Here is a 15,171-nt window from a genome sequence, read left to right as displayed (position 1 = left end):
AAAAACCACAAGTAAAGTCTGTGTTTATGATGCAGCTTCCAACGATATCGCGAGGAACGAAACAAGATCGCGCAATGAGAAGTGGCACAAAACTGACACAGGCGGTTCCGCTTCTGTTCGCGCTCTAACCAAAAAAGAAAATGCCGCTCCGGCTGGTCCCCGGAACGGCATCACATCAAATCAGAAAAGCAATTTTTCCGCTCTAAGTGTTAGCACGACGAGCCCCAATTTGGAAGCTGAAAGCCCTTCGCCGCTGCATAATTCGGATAGGGTTGAACGCCTTGACCGCGCTGTTCTGGCAGCGCTCACCAAGCCGGATGGGCACCGTCGCAATGGCAAGTATTGCTTTGTCCGCCGCTCAAGAATCGCTCGCGAGATCGGTATACGCCGAGATGTCCTGAACGCAGCAATTCGCCGTCTCACAGAAGTTGGAAAACTGCGTCCTGTGTACTCCTCTGTCCTTGCCCGCTGGGGGCTAGAGATCTGGGTAGAGCCGACACAGCTCATCGAAGGGGGTGAATGATATGGCCCTCTTGGAACAAAACGACGTCCTCTTTGCTCAGAAAGCCATCTTGCTGACGCCAAACTTGTCGGCCGCAGCCAAGCGTGTCGCGGCTGCGATTGTCGACCACTTCAACAAAAGAACTGGGCAATGCGATCCTGGCATCAATCGCTTGGTCAAATTGCTTGGAATGAGCCGGGCGACGGTCATTCGTGCGACTGAAACACTCAATGAACTTGGGTTCATCGAGAAGCAAAGCCACGGCGGCAAATCCCATCGTGCAGCTTACATCCCTAACTGGAAATTGTTCCGGCAAATTGTGGACGATTGGGACGCTCGGATGAAGTCGAAACCGGACGCGGCAGAGGCGCTGCCAGGCCATGAAAAGACAACAACAAAGGTCTCAAGACCGAAACGTTCAAGGTCGCAAAAATGTGACGTTAAAGGTCTCAATTCTGCGACCCAAACCCATCGAAGTAACCAATCGAATAAACCCGTCGAACCGGAGCAAGTGGAAACGCTAATTGAAAAACTTCCCAATCCTACTGCGCGGAAACCCATCCCAAAGACTCCGACGAGGGATCTGCGGCGAGCACAAGGGAACTTCCTCTTGTCTCTGAATGGAGGAAAGCGAATGAGCCGAGGTGAGGTCGCGAGAGATGCGGCACAGCGACGTTGGGAACTCGATGCCAAGACAAAAGGCGAGCACGTTTATGCGGCGGTTGTGGAATGGATCACACCGGAACGCCAACAAACAGCGACAGACGCAGAATTGAAACGCAGAGGAGGCGGCTTCGAGTTCATTGCCGCATCCATGTGCAACGAGCGGAGACCTGCACATGGCTAGATGGCCCTACAACACAACGCGCTGGAAAAAGTTGAGGCTTGCAAAGCTCAATCTCGATCCGCTTTGCGAAATCTGTACCCGACGCGGAAAACTCATCAATGCAACAGTTGTCGACCACATCAAAGCAATCAAAGCTGGGGGCTCTGCTTTTGCTCCGCTCGACGAGCTAATGAGCCTTTGCGTCAGCTGCCACAACGAGAAAACTGCGCGGGTGGATCGACCTGAACGGGCAAACTCGGGACGCAGGTTTCAAGGTTTCGATCGAAACGGCGAACCACTCGACACTGATGACGACTGGTTTGGCGAACGAAGCGCTTGTGCACAGCCTGACAGGGGGCGGTCAAATCACCAGAATGGCTCCGAGAAGGACCGTAGGGGTAAGTCGCGAATATACTTAGTTTCAGACATTTCGAAGACCGAAAGCCCTGAAGAACCGGGGAGCGCTTGATGGCAACTAGAGGCATAGGAGCCAAGGCACTTTCTGAGCGCGGCAAGATTGAAGTTCGGCCTGTGAAGCCGTGGGAAGAAGCCGGATTGAGCCGCGCGGGCAAGGTGATCGCGTTTCTTGAAGATCTTCCTATCACTGCCGGAAAACTGGCTGGCCAGAACATGAAATTGCGGCCCTGGCAGTGTGAGTTCATCGAAGAGGTTTACGCAGAGGATGGAAAAGGCCGGCGGCCTGTGCGCACAGCAGTTCTCTCGATGGCGCGCAAGAACGGGAAGACGCAGCTGGCGGCCGGGCTGGCGCTTTGCCATCTGATGGGCCCGGAAGCGGAACAGCGTGGCGAAGTTTATTCGGCCGCTCTAACCAGGGACCAGGCAGCAAAACTGTTTCAGGAAATGTGCGCGATCCTCGCCGCGCATCCTGAACTTGATGACCGGGCCAACATCATCCGCTTCAACAAACAGATCGAAATTCTGTTCGGTGATGGTGAGGGATCGATTTACGCCGCATTGTCCGCTGACGCGGGTTCAAAAATGGGCCTTTCGCCCTCCTTCGTTGTCTACGATGAATTGGGAAGCGCTCCAAATCGAGATCTGTTCGACGCACTGGATACGGCGACAGGCGCACGAGATAACCCGCTGATGGTCTGCATCTCGACACAGGCGGCCGCAGATCATCACGTGTTCTCCGAGCTGATTGACTACGGAATGCAGGTCGAGGCAGGCGATGTTCAAGACCCGACGTTTCACCTCACGCTTTACGCTGCCCCACAAGACGCAGATCCTTGGTGCCAGGAAACCTGGGTGGCCGCCAATCCTGCCCTGGACGACTTTCGATCATTGGAAGATGTCGAGCGCCAGGCGGCGCAGGCACAGCTGGTTCCTTCTAAAGAAAGCGCCTTCCGGAACCTCATACTGAACCAACGCGTCTCGGCAGTCGCCCGCTTCATTCACAAGGCCGAATGGGATCGCTGCAATACAATTCCGGACCTCGCACAGCTCTCCGATCGAGAGTGTTTTGGCGGGCTTGATCTGTCGGGTTCGCGCGACCTCACGGCCTTTGTGCTGGCGTTTCCGAATAAGGATCGCAGCTTCGACATAAAGTGTCAGTTCTTCATGCCGGAAGCCAACATCGCAGAGCGCTCAAACGAAGACCGGGTGCCATACGATCTCTGGGCACGGCAGGGCTTCATAACGCTGATTCCGGGAGCAACGATTGACCCAAGTTATGTCGCGCACGAAATCGTATTGGCATCTCAAACCTACAATTTGCAGACCGTCGCTTATGACAGATGGCGGATTGAGGATTTAAAACGAGAACTTGGCCTGTTTGGTGGAAACGTACCTCTAGAGCCATTTGGTCAAGGCTATAAGGACATGTCGCCAGCTGTCGACATGCTTGAGCGTTGCGTCGCGGAAAAGCTCTTAAGGCACGCTGGCAATCCAGTGCTGAATATGTGCGCTGCGAACGCTGTGATTACCCGCGATCCGGCTGGGTCTCGTAAGCTCGATAAGAGCAAAGCGACTGGTAGGATTGACGGACTTGTCGCGCTGGCTATGGCTCTTCAGATTTCGTGTCGGCACGAACCTGATCATCTACCTGCCTGCCTGGTGGATCTTCTGTCTTCTGATTGAAACCTGACTACAACGGAGCATCTTCACCGGATCCCAGGCGAAGGTTCGCGAAAATTGAAATTACCATAAGCGAGATAAAGAATCGTCTCGCACGATCCGTCTTAGGAACGTGTTTCTGCTCCAGTTCATATATGTAGATCTTTTCTAGGAGACGCTCATTTGGACGTTGTTCACTAATGTCCTCAATAGATAAATCCACATTCTTGATGCTGTGGCTATAGGCATTTCTCAGCGTATTCAGGGCTCTCAAAAAATTAATCTTATCTTTTGAAAGCAAACCGTAGGCCTCTATGTATGCTATTTTGCCTGCCTTACCATCAAAACCGAAGCTCGAAACAATTTTGGAGAGCTTTTTTACTCCATTAACTTCACAAGGTGCCTGGAAACATCTTTCCAATATTGCTTTCTCTAGAGCTGCATCAATCAGACTATGGCACTTTAAAATAAATCCCCAGTCATCCTCGTTTAATAAGTCCATCAAGAACTTCATTGAAAAGCCAATATCTTTGAGAGAAGTGCTAGCAGAATCAAGCACATCTAAGAATTCTTTCGGTATTCCTAGCTCCTCATACTCGTGTCTTTTCATCTGTCTCAATTCACTTGTTGATGTCCGATAAGTTAGAGGTTATCGGGCGTCAGGAATCAACTTTCAGCGGCAATTTTTCCGCCTCACGCGCCGCCTGCTCCAAGCTCGACGCCCATTGTTCATTTCCATCTCTTCTCGCGGCCTTGGCCTGTCGTCGTGCGTCCGTCGGCAGAATTGCGATAGCTGGCTCATATGGCGAAGTATGTATCAAAACGCATCTTCGTCCTTGCACAACAGACGCGATAGCCGTTGCGACTTGAAGCTCCAAACCAACCCGCGGCTTTTCCAAAAAAACAATCCCGTGAGCCTCTAAGGTAAGTTTCAGTTTTCTAAGGGTTTCGGGCCTCGCAGATACCTCGCCGTGTCCCGGTTCCAATCGCTTGATTGTGGGTACAGATACACCTGAGCGCTCAGCAAGCTCCCCTTGGCTCCAATCTAACATTGCTCTTGCCGCACGTAGCACACTCTTTTGCATTTGACCTCTATTAGATAAATTATTTGATGCTTTAAGCATCTAATTATTGACAAGACGTTTAGACTCTCGTTTATGATGCAATTAGCATTATACCCACGCAGTTTAGGGTCACAATGCTGGTCAGAGGTTTTCGGCAGAAGCCAGGGTCAATCTCTCAGAAGGAGCCCCTCAAATCCCGAACAGGTGACAAATGTCCAAGGAGACTAAATCGATGAACCAGATCGTGCAGCAGTCCAACTTCGATGACGCAACTTTTGTCCAAACGGAAATTCCGCACAGGCGGCCATTTGAGATTACCAAAGATTGCATTCAGAAGATGGAATTAACTCGAAACGATGAAACCGGAATTTGGGAACGAGAAGGTGAGCCAATCCTTGAGGTCTCAACCGAGAGATTTCTCGACCTTGTCCGAATTTCGACCGAAAAAGGTGTTCACCATTTTTGGCAAGACCATCAGCACGAACTCTTCGCTCATCGCGATCCGGCGACTTTGAATGCTTCCGACGCAGCGGCCCTATTTGAAGCCGTGAGATACGATGTGTGTAAAGTGCACATCATCGATAAATTCCATGGGGGCAAAATCTAATATTGCCCACACCTCAAACAACCAAACGTTGACAAACACGCTCACGTGAGTACTTTTATTAAAACATACTCACGTGAGCACAATCATGAACGACACTCTGAAAAAGAAATTGCGCTTTTCTGATATCGTCTACGGTGCCGGGGCAACACCGAAGGCAGTTCGGAATTGGATGCAACGGAAGCAAATTCGCCTCACGACCTTTGAGACCGACGGTTGGCGCGAATTTAATTTGCTCGACGTGTTGTTGCTGGCCCTCATTCGGCGAATGGTGGACCATGGCGTGTCGGTTGAGGAAGCTAGCGATATCGCAAATGTAGTCGTCGTTGGGCACGGTGTCGCTTTCAATGATCAAGCAACTGCCTATCGCAATCTGGTACGCTTTTCGGGTCAGAATTTAATCCTTTGGCGCTCTATTGCTGATTGGAAATTCCAAGTTCTGGACCTTGCCAAAACAGAAGCAAATGACCTTCCGCCCTGTTTTGTATGCCTTTCGCTCGAGGAAATATCGGCAAGTGCAATTGAGCGTGCAGTCATCGGCAGTGAAGGCGAAAGACTCGATGACGAAAGGCAAATTGCCGCCGCGCTTGAGAAACTAATCATCACAATCAAAGACGCCACCCCTGATAGAAACGATAGCTAGTTTCCCGTCGTGAGACGGCAATTCCCAGCGCCGTAAATCCGGCCCGATGGATCCAAACCCCGCCGCGAGGCGGCATGTCCCCTAGATGGAGCTTTAAACCATGAAAAAGCTGATTGAATTGCGCGAGAAGCGCGCTGTGAAAGTCGATGAAATGCGCAACCTGCACGCCAAAGATAAGCTGGAAGCCAACGAAGAAGAGCGCTTCACAGCTCTCGAGCGAGAAGTATCCGACATCGATCGCCAAATTGCGCGCGAAGAGCGCATGGCCATGTTCGAACGCGAAGACCAGCGAAGTGAAGCTGTCAACGGCGGCGAACTTGACCGCGAACTGCGCAACTACTCCCTTTCAGCTGCGATCACAGGGGCACTTTCGGGGCGTTTGACAGGCCGTGAAGCCGAGATCGATCAGGAACTCAAGCGCGGCCGGGAAAGCCGTTCCGGCGCTTCCGGCATTCATATCGCCGTTCCGTCAGAAATTCTTCTGGGAAGTGAGAAGCGCAATCAGACCGTCGGAACAGACATCGCCGGCGGTTACACAGTCGCCACTAACCTGGCGTCGATGGCCGACCGCTTCCGGCCCGCGCTCAAAGTTGAAAGCCTCGGTGCCACGATTCTGCGCGGCCTTACTGGCTTTCTTGACCTTCCCAATCTTGCGTCGAGCGGGACCGCAGGTTGGGTCGCTGAAAATGGCGACGCAACACGGTCTGCTGCGACTTTTGAAAAGGTTTCTATGGCACCGCAGACAGTCGCTGGAGAGTACCAGCTTTCCCGGCGTTTGATGCTTCAGTCCAACGAAGCCATTGAAGCCGTTCTTCGTCGGGATCTGGGTTTCCTTCTTGCGCAAGCTTTGGATCTGACTGCCATCAACGGCAGCGGTGTCGCACCAGAACCACTTGGCATCCTCAACACAACTGGTGTCGCGACCGTCACGACCGAAGCCGAGTTTTCGGACACAACCGCAAACCTGATTGCGGAGTTGGAGTTGGACGATATCACGGGCACAGGGGCGTTCCTGACGAACCCAACCGTGATGAAAGATGTCCGTAAGCTGAAGGACGGTGACGGGCACACCTTTTCGCTTACCGAGCTGTTCCACAATGGACGTGTCGAGATCTCTTCGCAGGTACCTACTGATATCGGCGTAGGAAGCGACAAATCCGCTTTGATTTACGGCCAGTGGGGAGAGCTTTACCTGGGTTACTGGAGCGCGGTTGATATCCTGATCAATCCCTATCACCCGGATGTCGCCTCCAATGGCGGTGCACTTCTCCATGCATTCTTGGATGCCGACGTTGCAGTTCGCCATCCGGAAGCCTTCTCGTACGCGGAGATTTAAGATGATCTCGCTCGCTGACGCAAAAGCTTATCTTCGCCTTGACTCCGGCGACGAGGATGCTGTGGTCCAGCGCCTTATTTTGGCAGCGAGCGACCATTTGTCTGCAATCGGTGTCGACATGTCAGCCGATCCCCTGCCCGATTCCGTAGAACAGGCGCAATACCTGCTGATCAATCATTTTTATGAGAACCGGGAAGCAACGGCCCCAGTCGTCGGCCGGGAATTTGCGATGGGCGTTGATCGTCTGATTGCCCCCTATCAGGAGCAAGGCATATGACCCAACTGGAGAAACGGGCCGTTGCGGCAGAGATCCGCACCAAAGGGCGTCGCCTGGAAGGATATGCCGCGACCTTCAACGAGGATGCCAACATTGACGGCAGCTTCGTGGAGACTATCGCACCAGGTGCGTTCGCATCATCCCTGCGTTCTCAATCGGACGTGCTGGCGCTTGTCGATCATGATCCGGGCCGCGTCCTCGCGCGCACACGCTCTGGAACCCTGCGCCTTTCGGAAGATAGTCGGGGACTCGCATTCGATCTCGATATCCCCGACACCACAGCCGGACGCGATGTTCTCGCTCTGGCAGAACGTGGTGATCTCGGAGGCATGTCATTCGGCTTCACAATGCTGGAAGAAAGTCGGCAAGGTGACCGCCGCGAGTTGCGTACCGTTGATCTGCACGAAATCAGCGTGGTTCTGGCTTGGCCTGCTTACGACGGGACCGTGGTTCAGGCTCGCAATCGATTTGTGCAACCATCAGACTTCCTCGCCTATGCAAGCCGGGCCATGCGACTCCTGGAGATTTCCAAATGAGCTTCTTCGACCGTCTTTTGGGGCGCGAGAAGCGCTCAACGATTAAATCCAACGACCCATATCTGGCTGAATGGTTCGGCCTGCGCAGCGGTATCGGAGGCTATACGGACCCGGCACGCGCGAGCGGGATCGCAGTCGCACACGCCTGTATCGCAATCGTCAGCCAGAACCTGGCAGCCATGCCGCTGAACCTTTACCGCCGTACTCAGGACGGTGGACGCGAGCGCGCGGTGGAACATCCGCTCCATTCGGTTCTGCATGACATGTCGAATACGGCCCTGACCGCGTTCGAAGCCCGTGAGTCGCTGATTGCTTCGCTTATGGTGACCGGAAATGCTTTCGGTATCCTCGATCGTAACCAGCGTGGCCAAGTTGTAGGCCTGACGCCCATCGATCCCTGCACGGTCGCTGTCGAGAAGCTGCAAAGCGGCCGGATGAGATATCGAGTGTCGTATCCCTCTGGCGGTACTCGATACTACCTGCAAGAAGAAGTCCTTCACTTGCGGTACCGCCTTGGCCGTGACGGTATCATGGGTCTTTCTCCAATCCAGATCGCACGCGAGACCTTCAATCTCGCCTTGACGCAGCAGGACACGGCCTGCGACCAGGCCTCCAAAAGCTTCAAGCCCGAAGGAGCACTGGTGTTTCCAAACACCATTGGCACCGAGCAACGCCAAAGCGTGCTGGACAAACTCGAATCCAAAGTCAATTCGGATCTGTCAACTCGTGGAATTCTTGTTCTCGATGGCGGAACGGACTGGAAGTCGTTTTCGTTCTCTTCCAAGGATGCCGAGTTTTTGGAAAGCAGGAAGCTCACCAACCTCGACATCTGCCGTATTTGGGGCGTTCCTCCGACCGTCGCAGGGATTACCGACAACGCCACCTATTCGAACAGCGATCAGGAAAGCCGGGCTCTGGTCGTCCGCTGCCTTGCGCCGATGGCACGCCGTGTCGAGCAGGCCATGAATGCGACGCTGCTGACCGACACAGCTCGCAAGACGCTGTTCATCGAACATGATCTTGCCGGGTTGCTGCGCGGCGACATGAAGGCTCGTTACGATGCCTATAGCGTCGGCCGGAACGGCGGCTGGCTGTCGGTCAACGAGATCCGAACTCTTGAGAACATGCCGCAGATCGAAGATGGCAACGAGTTTCTGTCTCCCCTCAATATGACTGAGCTGGGGGATAGGGACGCGGATGACGCGGGCGGCAACAATGACATCTGAGTTGCTGCCCAAATACACAACGCCTGAGGCTTTGGCCGAACATTTGGGTGTGCCGAAACGCACAATCCGCGAAATCGCCCGTCGTCTTGGGGCTTGTTCTCAATTGGGAAACAGGCTGATTTTACGTGAAGGCGACGTTCATCGGATCATGGAGGAAACACGCCCATGCCCCTCGAAATCTACCGCCGTGGAAAAGTCTGGCACTATCGAGGCACCGTTAACGGGCGGCGGCTACGAGGATCTACGCGCACGACTGAACGCAAAATCGCGGAAAGGGTCAAAACGGAGGTCGAAGCGCGGGCGTGGCAACGTCATTTCGATGGCCCCGGAGCGGGACTGACAATGGCGCAGGTTTTCACTGCGTATCTCGACGCTGGAAAGTCTGACCGCTTTCTGTTGAGGCTGGCAGACCACTGGAAGGATACCCCTGTGGCAGATATTCACGGTGAAACGATCCGGCGCGCAGCAAAGAAAATCTATCCGAGTGCAAACGAGCCAACTTGGAATCGCCAGGTCATCAAGCCCACTCAGGCGGCGATTAATTACGCTGCTGGCCTTGGCTGGTGTACACGCATCTCGGTCAAACGCTTCACTGAAAACCCTTCGGTCAAAACACCTGCCACTGTGGAGTGGGTTCGTGCGTTCCATAGTCAAGCCGCTAAAGACGGCCTTCCTCACCTCGGTGCGCTTTGCATGTTCATGTTCGCGACGGCCGCGCGCATTGGTGAAGCCTGTCGTCTCACATGGGCCGATGTCGATTTGTCATCTGGTCGAGCAACACTCTACCTTTTCAAACCAACGCCATGGAGCCGTGTTGCCCATCTCCACAAGGAAGTCATCTGTGCACTCGAAAGCATCCCGTCAAATCGAAAACCTGACGAGCCTGTCTTCGGCTATGCCGAGCGCGGCAGCGTTCGCTGCTCCTGGAACAATGTCGCGGCGCGGGCTGGCATTGAGCGCCTGACACCGCACTGCTGTCGTCATGGCTTCGCGACCGAGATGCTCCGTAACGGCTTCGACGTAAAGACTGTTGCGGAGATGGGCGGTTGGAAAGACGCAACAACAGTCTTGCGCACATACGCCCATGCAATCGAAGACAAGACTGTCACTGACGTACTCTTTGACACACCAGTGACACAACGGAGAACAAAGAAGCGGGTAAGAAATTGATTTCAAAGGAGAAAATAGAAATGAACACCTACCCTCGTTGGGAGGGGTGGCCCACCTAGGGGGATAAGGTGTTCCTGACGCCCGGTCAACGGAAAATGGGAACATTGCGGCAGCGTGAGCACTTCAAGATGGATTTCAAATGAAACCGCCCCTTGCTTGCTGACACCGGGAAGATAGGCAAAATCTGAGGCGTGGGAATTCCTGAACAGAGTTTTTGCTTCGCTTGAGAAAGTTAACGGTCGACTGGGCGACCCCTTTGATTTGGAGATCGCAATAGAAAAAGGCCGGTCAAGTGACCGGCCTTTGTGAACGAAGTTTGATGTGCCAATCAGAAATTGCTGCTGATCGGTCCTTGCGGCTCGTAGTAAACCGGAGCAGTAGGCGCTGCACCGCCACTATTGAAGGTGTAACGCATACCCAAACGGAATTCGTGCGCGGTTAGGTCTTCCCAATGAACGCGCCCCTGACCAGATCGAACGCCGTCATAGACGACTGTTCGGGCATCTCCCAAATCTTTGTACCGATAACCAGCATCAATCGAGAAGTTGTCGTTAACGGCGTAAGCTGCACCGGCCATCAATGCCCAAGCGAAATTCCATTCGCCGTTAGTGCCACGATACACACCGTCTGCTTGGCCGGGATTGATGGATACTGCATTGTCTGTTCGCACGTATGCGGCACCTATGCCACCGCCCACATATGGTGTAATCCGGTTCCAAGTACCAAGATCGATATACGCGTTGAACATCGTTGTCCAAACGTCGATGTCCGCATATTCGCTCGATTGCGTACCAGTACAAACTCCACAGGCAGCGTAACCTTTTGCGGTAGCAGGCGTTTCGTAATCGAGCGTCACATCCGCGCGCAGATATTTGTTGAATTTATACCCAGCACCTACACCGATCATCCAAGCGTTGTCCATGGATTCACCAGTGAATCTAAGGTCCGTCGCGCCCGGCTCCTGGAACGACCCTTTAGGATCACCATAGATCTTGTACCCGATATCACCACGCAGATAAAAACCGCCAACAGCCGGTGCTGGCGCTGCGGGAATATGTTCGATGACCGGGGTTGGCAAATCCGCAGCGTAGCCCGCGGAGGAAAGCACAACAGCAAATCCGGCCAAAGACAAACGCTTGAAGAAATTGTCCATGTCCTAGTCCTCTTCCATTGAGCGCCCGCTTCAACATTGCCGGACACATCAAACTCTTGAGGATAGTGACGGGAATTCATTAATTGTGACTTAACTCTGTTCTTTAACCGCGTTTTTTTACCTTAAGGAAACCTTAACAAGAAAAGCACTGATTAACTCTCATAAAAAAAGCCGCCCAAGTTGGGCGGCCTGAATACAAAAACCTAAGTGAAGATAGTCTTCAGGCAGCGGCTGAAGCAACCACGCCGGCAATGTCATTGACCACCTGGTTCACAAGATCAGCATCATCCCCTTCCGCCATCACCCTGATCAAGGGCTCTGTACCGGACGCACGAATGACAAGACGACCGGTATTTCCAAGTCTTGCCTCGCCATCCTCAATCGCCGTTTTGACCAGGTCTTGTTCCAGAGGGGTGCCACCTTTGTAGCGGACATTCTTGAGGATCTGAGGCACTGGTTCGAACCGTCGGCAAACTTCCGAAACCGGCTTGTTCTGGTCCTTGACACAGGCCAACACTTGCAGTGCAGCGATCAGACCGTCCCCTGTTGTGGCGAAGTCGGAAAGGACGATATGACCGGATTGCTCTCCGCCGACATTGTAACCATTGGCGCGCATGTGTTCGACCACGTAACGATCGCCCACCTTTGTCCGCGCAAGCCCCAAACCAAGATCTTGAAGGTAACGTTCAAGCCCAAGGTTGGACATGACGGTTGCCACGATCCCGGGCGCTGAGAGCCGGTTGTTGGCCTGCCAGGACTGAGCCACCAGAGCCATGAGCTGGTCGCCATCAACGACGGTCCCGGTTTCATCGACAATAATCACGCGATCCGCATCGCCGTCGAGCGCAATACCGATATCCGCCCGCACTTCGTGAACTTTGCGCGAAAGTGCTTGCGGTGACGTGGAACCGCAATCCTGATTGATGTTAAAGCCGTCCGGCGAAACACCCATGGAAATGACATCCGCACCCAGCTCCCACAAAGCCTCCGGCGCCACTTTGTAAGCGGCCCCGTTTGCACAATCGATCACAACCCGAAGACCTTCGAGATTCATGTCTTTGGGCAAAGTGCGTTTTGCAAACTCGATATAGCGTTGCTGCGCGCCGTCAATTCGTTTGGCCCGGCCAAGATCGCGCATGCCGGCAAGGCGAGAGGTCAGGTCGCTTTCGACAAGAGCCTCGATTTCCTTCTCTATTGCATCACTCAGCTTGAAGCCGTCCGGACCAAAGAACTTGATACCGTTGTCCTGGAAGGGATTGTGCGAGGCAGAAATCATGACCCCAAGGTCTGTTCTGAGGGACCTCGTCAGCATCGCCACCGATGGGGTCGGCATTGGGCCAAGCAGAAAGACATCCATGCCAACAGAAGTAAATCCGGCAACAAGTGCATATTCGATCATGTATCCGGAAAGGCGGGTGTCTTTACCGATCACAACGCGATGCCGATGACCGCCGTTTCTGAAAACGAGACCAGCGGCCATGCCGACTTTCAAGGCCATCTCTGCGGTCATGGGATAACAATTGGCCTGGCCGCGAATACCATCGGTGCCAAAGAATTTACGCATCTATCATGCCTGTCTGACTATTTGTTTGGCGTTCCTTGTAACGCAATGAGGAACGGCTGCGTTTCAAAATATGTGAGCAATTGTTACTATTCACTAACAAGTCCTCCAAACACCCAAATGAAAAATGCCCGGCAATGCCGGGCACTCTCAACTTTTGATCACTGTCTGACGGATCAGGACTGCGGCTGAGGCTCCATGCCCCCACTCGCTTCATCGCCGCCGCGCTTTGCACCTGCGGTCGGAACAGCGGATGACCGGCCTACAGGCTGATCGTCATCTGTGTCGCGAACCGGCGGCTTCCCGTTCAGGAGATCCTTGATCTCGTCACCGGACAGTGTTTCGTACTCCAGAAGCCCTTTGGCAATCGTATGAAGCTGGTCTTCATGATCTCCAAGGATCTTGTTTGCAGTCTCATATCCCTGATTCACAAAGGATTTGATTTCTGCGTCCACGATCTTCTGGGTCTCATCGGAAACACTCTGGTTCTTGGCAACCGAATGTCCAAGGAAAACCTCTTCCTGGTTCTCACCATAGAGCAACGGTCCGAGCTTGTCCGACATGCCGAACTGGGTCGCCATTGCACGCGCAAGCTTGGTTGCCATCTGGATATCGCCGGTTGCGCCGGAGGTGACTTTCTCATAGCCGAAGATCATTTCTTCCGCCACACGTCCGCCCATGGCCACGGCAAGGTCAGCTTTACACTTCGCGCGTGTCAGGGACACCTGATCTTTCTCGGGCAGACGCATCACCATACCAAGCGCACGACCGCGCGGGATGATTGTTGCCTTGTGGATCGGATCAGACGCTTCCTGGTGCAGCGCGACCAGCGCATGGCCAGCCTCATGATAAGCGGTCAGCTTCTTCTCTTCTTCGGTCATGACCAGCGTGCGGCGTTCCGCACCCATCATGACCTTGTCTTTGGCATCCTCAAATTCGGCCATCGTTACCAGACGCTTTGAGCGCCGGGCAGCAAGAAGAGCAGCTTCGTTGACGAGGTTCATCAAGTCGGCACCGGAGAAACCCGGTGTACCACGCGCGAGCGTCTTCACGTCGACGTCCGGCGCAAGCGGAACCTTCCGCATATGCACTTTGAGGATCTTCTCACGTCCGGTGATGTCCGGATTTGGCACCACGATCTGGCGGTCGAAGCGCCCGGGACGCAGCAGTGCCGGATCAAGCACGTCAGGTCGGTTGGTCGCAGCGATGATGATGATGCCTTCGTTCGGCTCAAAACCGTCCATCTCGACCAGCAACTGGTTGAGCGTCTGTTCGCGTTCATCATTGCCGCCGCCAAGACCGGCACCACGGTGGCGACCGACTGCATCAATCTCATCGATAAAGATGATGCAGGGCGCATTTTTCTTAGCCTGCTCGAACATGTCGCGAACACGGGATGCACCCACGCCAACAAACATTTCGACGAAATCAGAACCGGAAATCGTGAAAAACGGCACGTTCGCCTCGCCGGCAACCGCGCGCGCTGTCAGTGTCTTACCGGTGCCCGGAGGCCCGACAAGCAGGACGCCGCGAGGAATGCGGCCGCCTAGACGCTGGAACTTCTGCGGGTCGCGAAGGAATTCAACGATTTCCTGAAGGTCTTCCTTTGCCTCATCGATGCCCGCAACGTCTTCAAACGTTACGCGCCCATGGGCTTCCGTCAACAACTTGGCCTTCGACTTGCCGAAGCCCATCGCCTTTCCGCCGGAGCCTTGCATCTGGCGCATCACGAAAATCCAGATACCCAGGATGATCAACATTGGCAGCCATGAGAACAATGCACCGAGCAAAGGAGAGCTTTCCGCAGGCGGCGTTGCCTTGATCAGCACCCCCTTACCGCGGAGTTCATCGACATACTGGGCACCGTCGGGTGCATAAGTCTGGAATGCTCCACCGCTGTTGTAATTACCGGTGATCTTCTGTTCTTGAATGACAACGGATCTGACCTCGCCATTGTCAACCTGCTTCATGAAGTCCGAATAAGCGATGTCATTCGTTGCGCCTTGCTGCGCGGGACTCTGAAACAGCTGGAACAATGCGATCAAAAGCAGGGCGATGATCACCCAAAGAGCGAAATTGCGAAAATGTGCGTTCATTGTGTTCCCTTAACCGCCCAACGCGACTTATCTGCACGCGGTTATTTCTCTTCCAGCGAAGATAGGTCGCCCAAAGCCCTCTGCCAAGGCGGTGCGCCATA

General features: G+C 53.9%; 16 protein-coding genes and 1 pseudogene. 12 read left to right on the top strand and 5 right to left on the bottom strand.

Translation table 11 applies throughout. From position 1 onward, the window contains the following. Positions 1–229: 229 nt before the first annotated feature. The 5 genes and pseudogenes from FIV00_RS06295 (at position 230) to FIV00_RS06280 (ending at position 3,428) form a co-directional block, all read left to right on the top strand. Positions 230–523: a hypothetical protein gene (locus FIV00_RS06295; protein ID WP_152499943.1), complete on the top strand. Its 294-nt coding sequence runs from the start codon at positions 230–232 to the stop codon at positions 521–523. Position 524: 1 nt separating this feature from the next. Further along, positions 525–698: pseudogene (locus FIV00_RS30530) on the top strand (hypothetical protein); the annotation flags it as partial. Between the two features lie 438 nt (positions 699–1,136). Then, entirely contained in the window at positions 1,137–1,349 is a 213-nt protein-coding gene (locus FIV00_RS30260) for a hypothetical protein (RefSeq protein WP_247649347.1), read from the top strand. After that, positions 1,342–1,797 (top strand): HNH endonuclease signature motif containing protein, encoded by a 456-nt coding sequence (locus FIV00_RS06285; protein ID WP_152499941.1) that lies wholly within the window; start codon positions 1,342–1,344, stop codon positions 1,795–1,797. The genes FIV00_RS30260 and FIV00_RS06285 overlap by 8 nt, the downstream gene beginning before the upstream one ends. Continuing rightward, positions 1,797–3,428: a terminase large subunit gene (locus FIV00_RS06280; protein ID WP_152499940.1), complete on the top strand. Its 1,632-nt coding sequence runs from the start codon at positions 1,797–1,799 to the stop codon at positions 3,426–3,428. The genes FIV00_RS06285 and FIV00_RS06280 overlap by 1 nt, the downstream gene beginning before the upstream one ends. 7 nt (positions 3,429–3,435) lie before the next feature. Here the strand turns inward: FIV00_RS06280 and FIV00_RS06275 are convergent, their stop codons facing one another. Then, a complete protein-coding gene (locus FIV00_RS06275; protein ID WP_152499939.1) occupies positions 3,436–4,014 on the bottom strand; it encodes a hypothetical protein in 579 nt (192 codons plus the stop codon). Between the two features lie 49 nt (positions 4,015–4,063). Then, the gene (locus FIV00_RS06270; RefSeq protein WP_247649403.1) at positions 4,064–4,456 is read right to left on the bottom strand and encodes a helix-turn-helix domain-containing protein; all 393 of its coding nucleotides are present in this window, start codon (positions 4,454–4,456) and stop codon (positions 4,064–4,066) included. A gap of 244 nt (positions 4,457–4,700) precedes the next feature. On the opposite strand from FIV00_RS06270, the gene FIV00_RS06265 reads away from it, so the two are divergent. From FIV00_RS06265 to FIV00_RS06235, 7 genes are all read left to right on the top strand, one after another. After that, positions 4,701–5,075, top strand: a complete 375-nt coding sequence (locus FIV00_RS06265) for a hypothetical protein (protein WP_152499937.1) — start codon at positions 4,701–4,703, stop codon at positions 5,073–5,075. A gap of 85 nt (positions 5,076–5,160) precedes the next feature. Beyond that, positions 5,161–5,715, top strand: coding sequence for a MerR family transcriptional regulator (locus FIV00_RS06260; protein WP_152499936.1), 555 nt, complete (start codon positions 5,161–5,163; stop codon positions 5,713–5,715). A 100-nt stretch (positions 5,716–5,815) separates the two neighbouring features. Continuing rightward, the gene (locus tag FIV00_RS06255) at positions 5,816–7,051 is read left to right on the top strand and encodes a phage major capsid protein (protein WP_152499935.1); all 1,236 of its coding nucleotides are present in this window, start codon (positions 5,816–5,818) and stop codon (positions 7,049–7,051) included. A gap of 1 nt (position 7,052) precedes the next feature. Beyond that, the gene (locus tag FIV00_RS06250) at positions 7,053–7,328 is read left to right on the top strand and encodes a head-tail connector protein (RefSeq protein ID WP_173005898.1); all 276 of its coding nucleotides are present in this window, start codon (positions 7,053–7,055) and stop codon (positions 7,326–7,328) included. Continuing rightward, complete coding sequence (locus FIV00_RS06245; protein WP_152499933.1) at positions 7,325–7,864, top strand: HK97 family phage prohead protease; 540 nt, start codon at positions 7,325–7,327, stop codon at positions 7,862–7,864. Before FIV00_RS06250 ends, FIV00_RS06245 begins: the two co-directional genes overlap by 4 nt. Beyond that, positions 7,861–9,090: a phage portal protein gene (locus FIV00_RS06240; RefSeq protein ID WP_152499932.1), complete on the top strand. Its 1,230-nt coding sequence runs from the start codon at positions 7,861–7,863 to the stop codon at positions 9,088–9,090. Before FIV00_RS06245 ends, FIV00_RS06240 begins: the two co-directional genes overlap by 4 nt. A 165-nt stretch (positions 9,091–9,255) precedes the next feature. After that, positions 9,256–10,260 (top strand): site-specific integrase, encoded by a 1,005-nt coding sequence (locus FIV00_RS06235; protein WP_152499931.1) that lies wholly within the window; start codon positions 9,256–9,258, stop codon positions 10,258–10,260. Positions 10,261–10,588: 328 nt separating this feature from the next. Here FIV00_RS06235 and FIV00_RS06230 read toward each other — a convergent pair whose 3' ends face one another. From FIV00_RS06230 to ftsH, 3 genes are all read right to left on the bottom strand, one after another. Continuing rightward, on the bottom strand, positions 10,589–11,413 hold the full coding sequence (locus FIV00_RS06230) for an outer membrane protein (RefSeq protein ID WP_152499930.1): 825 nt from the start codon (positions 11,411–11,413) through the stop codon (positions 10,589–10,591). A gap of 220 nt (positions 11,414–11,633) precedes the next feature. Continuing rightward, positions 11,634–12,977, bottom strand: a complete 1,344-nt coding sequence (glmM, locus tag FIV00_RS06225) for a phosphoglucosamine mutase (RefSeq protein WP_152499929.1) — start codon at positions 12,975–12,977, stop codon at positions 11,634–11,636. Positions 12,978–13,150: 173 nt separating this feature from the next. Further along, positions 13,151–15,070, bottom strand: a complete 1,920-nt coding sequence (gene ftsH, locus FIV00_RS06220; RefSeq protein WP_152499928.1) for an ATP-dependent zinc metalloprotease FtsH — start codon at positions 15,068–15,070, stop codon at positions 13,151–13,153. Positions 15,071–15,171: the final 101 nt, after the last annotated feature.

This window comes from Labrenzia sp. THAF82, assembly GCF_009363435.1.
Classification (GTDB): Bacteria; Pseudomonadota; Alphaproteobacteria; order Rhizobiales; family Stappiaceae; genus Roseibium; species Roseibium porphyridii.
The sequence above is the reverse complement of the archived record's forward strand: the minus strand, read 5'-3'. Positions and strand labels throughout refer to the sequence as shown.